Below are 4,745 nucleotides of genomic sequence, written 5' to 3' on the forward strand. Positions count from 1 at the left end.
CGTTGTTCGTTGTTCGTTGATCGTTGAACGTTGCGTCACGAGCCACGAACCACGAGCCACGAACCACGAGCCACGAACCACGAACCACGAGCCACGAGCCACGAATATGAGACGGAGCGAGGAACGCGCGATCAGCGTGGTGCCGCGGCCGGTCCTCGCCCTCCTGGCGATGGCGCTCGCGCTGCAGATTGCCTGGCAGGCGCTGCAGCCCAAGCCCGGCGCGCGGGCGGATACGCTGCAGGAACCGCCGCCAGGCGCCGTGCTGCGGGTGGTAAGTCTCGGGGAACCGATCGCGCTGGCCCAATGGCTTACGCTCTATCTGCAGGCGTTCGACAACCAGCCCGGGGTCAGCATCCCCTTCCTGGAGCTCGACTATCCGCGGGTGATTCGCTGGCTGGAATCGATTCTCGCGCTGGACCCGGTGGGACAGTATCCGCTGATGATGGCGTCGCAGCTTTACGGACAGGTGCCCGACGAGCGCAAACAGAGGCTCATGATGGACTTCGTCCACCGCGAATTCCTGCGCGACCCGGACCGGCGCTGGCGCTGGCTCGCCCATTCCGCCATCATGGCCAAGCACCGGCTGAAGGACATGCCGCTGGCGCTCCGTTATGCCGAGGACATTACCCGGCACGCGCGGGACGCTTCGAACTGGGCCCGCCAGATGCGGATTTTCATTCTCGAGGACCTGGGCGAGCGCGAGAGTGCCACGGTGCTGCTCGGCGGCCTGCTCGCAAGTGGCGAGGTCACCGATGACAAGGAAATCCACTTCCTGACCCAGCGCCTGGACGAACTGAAAAACGCCGGAAAATCGTCACCACCGTCGAAAAATTGACGCCCGGCAGGGATGATTTTCAAGACTTTCAATGTTTTCATGGGGTAACTTCTGCAATCTGATAAGCCGCTTCAAAAGGTGCGAACGGAAGAAGCTGAAAAAACGTGTTGATTAACAGTGTGTTATAAATCATGTCCGGGTAGGGTCGCGATTTGGCAGCGATCTTGCACGGTACCGGCTAGGCGAACTCAGCGATTCGCTCAAAATGGCACGTTTCTTGCGGAATTTTTTGACCGCAACATGCGTTGCACACCAAGGATGGACGTCATGAAAAAACAAAAGGGTTTCACCCTGATCGAAATCGCGATCGTGCTGGTCATTATCGGCCTGCTGCTGGGCGGCGTGCTCAAGGGCCAGGAACTGATCACCAGCGCGCGCGTGCGTAACCTGATCTCGCAGCAGGACGGCATCAAGGCGGCCTACTTCGGGTTCCTCGACCGTTTCCGTGCGCTGCCCGGCGACTACAACGGGGCCGTGGCCAACATTGCGGGCGCAACCACGAACGGCAACAACAACGGACAAATTCGGACGATCGCCGCGGGCGATGCCGTCGACGAGCAAATCGCGGCGTGGGAACACCTGTCTCGGGCGGGTTTCATCAACGGCAGTTATACCTATCTTGGCGGTGCAGAGACAACTGCCTCGGCCCCCACAAATCCGTATGCGCGGTTTCTCCAGTTGATTTACGACTCTGTGTATGCCGGCACCGCGACAAACCGCCATAACCTGAAAACCGGAAACCAGGTTCCGTCGGATATTCTCGCCGAGGTGGATCGTAAGATCGACGATGGCGTGGCAGATGGCGGCACATTTCGCTTCTCCGCGTATCCAGGACAGACCACAGGTGGCGGGACAGCACCCACTGGAGGTGCGGTTGGTACGTGCTATGTTGCCGCCAACGGTCCGTGGAATGCCGCGGCTCCAGTAACCAACTGTGGTGCCTCGAGCCTGTTCTAAGCTCCGCCAGACCTCCAGAAAAGCCCGCCTCGCGCGGGCTTTTTTGTTGCCCCGGCCCCCGTGACCGCGACTTGATTGACTTAGTTCACTTCATGGTTCACAATCGACTTATGATCAAGCTGAACATTCATGAGGCCAAGACTCATCTCTCGCGCTACCTCGCACGGCTGAAGCCGGGTGAAACCCTGGTCATCTGCAAGCGTAACACCCCGATTGCGGAGGTGCGCGCGCTGCCGTCGGTTCCCAGGAAGCCCCGGCCGCTGGGCCTCGCGAAAGGCAAGGTGCAAATCCATCCGCGGTTCTTTGATCCACTTCCGGATGACATCATCGCCACGTTCGAAGGACGCCGCGAGTGAGGTTCCTGCTCGATACCTGCACCTTTCTGTGGATGGTGAGCGACCAGGCGCGACTTTCAGAAGCCTGCCGGAATAACCTCGTTGACCCGGCGAACGAGGTGCTCCTCAGCTCGGTGTCGGCATGGGAAATTTGCATCAAGCACAAGCTGGGGGGTTTGACCTTGAGCGAGGCGCCGCAGCAGTTCGTGCCGAAATTCCGGGCAATGCACGGCGTTTCCGAGCTTGCGCTCGATGAACCATCGGTCCTGCAGTTACCGCGTCTCCCGGATATTCATAAAGACCCGTTTGACCGAGTGCTGGTATGCCAAGCGATCGAGCACGGCCTGACCATCCTGACACCTGACCCGCTCATCACGCAGTACCCGGTGCGCACGGCGTGGTGAGTCGCGCACCTTTATGAAAAAGTCCGCCCCGCGCGGGCTTTTTCATCCCTGCACCAGCTTCATTTCCGCGGCGGCGAAGTCGTCCTCCGCGCCGAGCAGCACCAGCACGTCGCCCACTTCCACCCGCATGTCGGCAGCCGGCGTCATCGTGCGCACGTTGCGCCGGCGCACCGCCGTGACTTCGACATCGAAGCTGGCAAGGTCGATCTCGGCAAGGGCTCCTGCCAATCGTCTTCGCCCCCGGCGGGATTGCGACCGGATACGCTAACCGGTCCGCTGCTTCCGGGCTTGCATGTGCTTGCGGAGCACGGCATTGATCGTTGTCTGATCATACTCGTCTGAAGAGTAATTGACATTTACTTGGTTAGCGGGTATTTTGCATATACTCATAAAATGAGTATATGCCATGAAACAGTCCATTCGCACCAACCAGCAACTCGGGCAGCTGCTTGCGGGCCGACGCAAGGCATTGGGCCTGAACCAGCAGGAACTGGGTGCCAAGGTTGGCATCAGCCAGAAACGCCAGTCGAGCCTTGAACTGCGGCCGGGTCGAATCACCGTCGACAGGCTGCTCGGGTTACTTGCAGCCCTTGGGCTTGAACTGGTTGTCCAGGATCGCGAACAGGCGTCCCCCGGTGACTCCACTCGCGAAACGGAGTGGTAATGGGGCGGCCTTCGAAAACCCTTGTCTTGGCCGTGTGGATGAACGGCGAATTCGTCGGCACCTGGAAACTGGCGAACCGCGGCGAGCCGGAGTTCGCCTACGACGAAGCCTGGTTCGGTTCCCCGGCTTTTCGCTCGCTGTCCTTATCGCTGCCTGCCACGCCGGCCAATCCTGTCATTCGGGGGCAGTTTGTCAGCGATTTTTTTGACAACCTGTTGCCCGATAGCGAGCCCATCCGTAAGCGGTTACAGGCCAAGTTTCAAACACCCGGTCGCGATGCTTTTTCACTGCTGGCGGCAGTGGGTCGCGATTGCGCGGGGGCGGTTCAGTTGCTGGAGCCCGGACAGCCCCCGGAAGACATCGCCGGCATCTACGCTGAACCGCTGGACGAGCTGGGGGTACAGGCCGTCCTGAAAAACGCCGTCCACGCTCCAGGTCCTCTGTCTCCGCGTGACGAGGATGACCTTCGTATATCCATCGCCGGCGCCCAGGAAAAAACCGCGCTGCTATGGCATAACGGCGGCTGGTGCAAGCCCCGGGGTTCGACACCCACAACCCACATCCTGAAGCTGCCTTTGGGGCTGGTGGGAGCCCGACAGGCTGACATGAGCACCTCGGTAGAAAACGAGTGGATGTGCTCGCGCATACTGCACGCCTACGGCATTCCCGCGGCGTCGTGCAGCATCCGCACGTTCGGTCACACCAAGTGCCTGGTGGTCGAGCGCCTTGACCGCAGACTCGCCAGATCAAAAACGCATTGGCTGCGCCTGCCCCAAGAAGACTTCTGCCAAGCCACGGCTACAGCGGCCGACAATAAATACGAAGCGGATGGGGGCCCCGGGATGGTACGCATTTGCAGATTACTGGCACAGTCAACCCGACGTAACGACGATATCCGTACCTTTCTGAAAACGCAGCTCGTGTTCTGGATGCTACGCGCCACCGACGGTCACGCAAAGAATTTTAGCGTCGTCCTTGAAGCCGGAGACCGTTTCCACCTCACCCCCATGTACGACGTGCTGTCGGCCTGGCCGGTCATCGGCAACGGCCAAAATCTCATTCCCGCGCGGAAAGTTCGCATGGCCATGGCGTGGCTAGGCAAGAATCGTCACTACGTTGCTGACCAGGTGCGCAGGCGGTACATCAACACTACCGCGCTCAAGTGCGGTTTTGCCGCTACTGCCCGCGAACTCGTGGACGAGGTGCTGCAACAGACGCCGCACGTGATCGAGCAGGTTCGCCAAGAATTGCCCGCAGGCTTTCCGCCGCACCTGGCCGAGACCATTCTCGCAGGTCTCCATGAGTCCGCAGTACGCCTTGCGCATAAGGAAACAAGCGTCCGACAGACATAGATAATTGCGGCGGGCAACCAATGACGAAGCCCGTCTCCGTCACTTCCTTCGATTCGCCTTTCCAGGTCTTCTTCTCCGAGCTGACCGACAGGGCGCTCATGCAATCCGAACTCCTTTATCCATAATGAAAAAGTCCACCCCGCGCCTAGCCGTTCCGCAAAGGTGTGTACAAAAATGGGGAGCGCATGCTCCCCATTT

The 4,745-nt window shown here is 59.9% G+C and carries 7 protein-coding genes; 6 read left to right on the plus strand and 1 reads right to left on the minus strand.

Translation table 11 applies throughout. The annotated features are described in order from the left end of the window. Positions 1-106 precede the first annotated feature (106 nt). The 4 genes from WD823_RS05210 to WD823_RS05225 all read left to right on the plus strand — a co-directional run bounded on the left by WD823_RS05210 (position 107) and on the right by WD823_RS05225 (position 2,531). A complete protein-coding gene (locus WD823_RS05210) occupies positions 107-835 on the plus strand; it encodes a hypothetical protein (protein ID WP_368428424.1) in 729 nt (242 codons plus the stop codon). A gap of 267 nt (positions 836-1,102) precedes the next feature. Then, positions 1,103-1,792 carry a prepilin-type N-terminal cleavage/methylation domain-containing protein gene (locus WD823_RS05215; protein WP_368428425.1) on the plus strand — a complete coding sequence of 230 codons (690 nt, stop codon included), beginning with the start codon at positions 1,103-1,105 and terminating at the stop codon, positions 1,790-1,792. A 71-nt stretch (positions 1,793-1,863) separates the two neighbouring features. Next, complete coding sequence (locus WD823_RS05220) at positions 1,864-2,148, plus strand: type II toxin-antitoxin system Phd/YefM family antitoxin (RefSeq protein WP_368428426.1); 285 nt, start codon at positions 1,864-1,866, stop codon at positions 2,146-2,148. Then, the gene (locus WD823_RS05225; RefSeq protein WP_368428427.1) at positions 2,145-2,531 is read left to right on the plus strand and encodes a type II toxin-antitoxin system VapC family toxin; all 387 of its coding nucleotides are present in this window, start codon (positions 2,145-2,147) and stop codon (positions 2,529-2,531) included. Before WD823_RS05220 ends, WD823_RS05225 begins: the two co-directional genes overlap by 4 nt. A 42-nt stretch (positions 2,532-2,573) precedes the next feature. On the opposite strand, the gene WD823_RS05230 is transcribed toward WD823_RS05225, so the two are convergent. Continuing rightward, positions 2,574-2,759: a TrkA C-terminal domain-containing protein gene (locus WD823_RS05230; RefSeq protein ID WP_368428428.1), complete on the minus strand. Its 186-nt coding sequence runs from the start codon at positions 2,757-2,759 to the stop codon at positions 2,574-2,576. A 178-nt stretch (positions 2,760-2,937) separates the two neighbouring features. Here WD823_RS05230 and WD823_RS05235 point away from each other — a divergent pair, with 178 nt between their 5' ends. Then, complete coding sequence (locus WD823_RS05235) at positions 2,938-3,195, plus strand: XRE family transcriptional regulator (RefSeq protein WP_368428429.1); 258 nt, start codon at positions 2,938-2,940, stop codon at positions 3,193-3,195. Further along, positions 3,195-4,547, plus strand: coding sequence for a type II toxin-antitoxin system HipA family toxin (locus tag WD823_RS05240; protein WP_368428430.1), 1,353 nt, complete (start codon positions 3,195-3,197; stop codon positions 4,545-4,547). The genes WD823_RS05235 and WD823_RS05240 overlap by 1 nt, the downstream gene beginning before the upstream one ends. Positions 4,548-4,745: the final 198 nt, after the last annotated feature.

It is taken from the genome of Sulfuricaulis sp., assembly GCF_040901545.1.
GTDB lineage: Bacteria > Pseudomonadota > Gammaproteobacteria > Acidiferrobacterales > Sulfurifustaceae > Sulfuricaulis.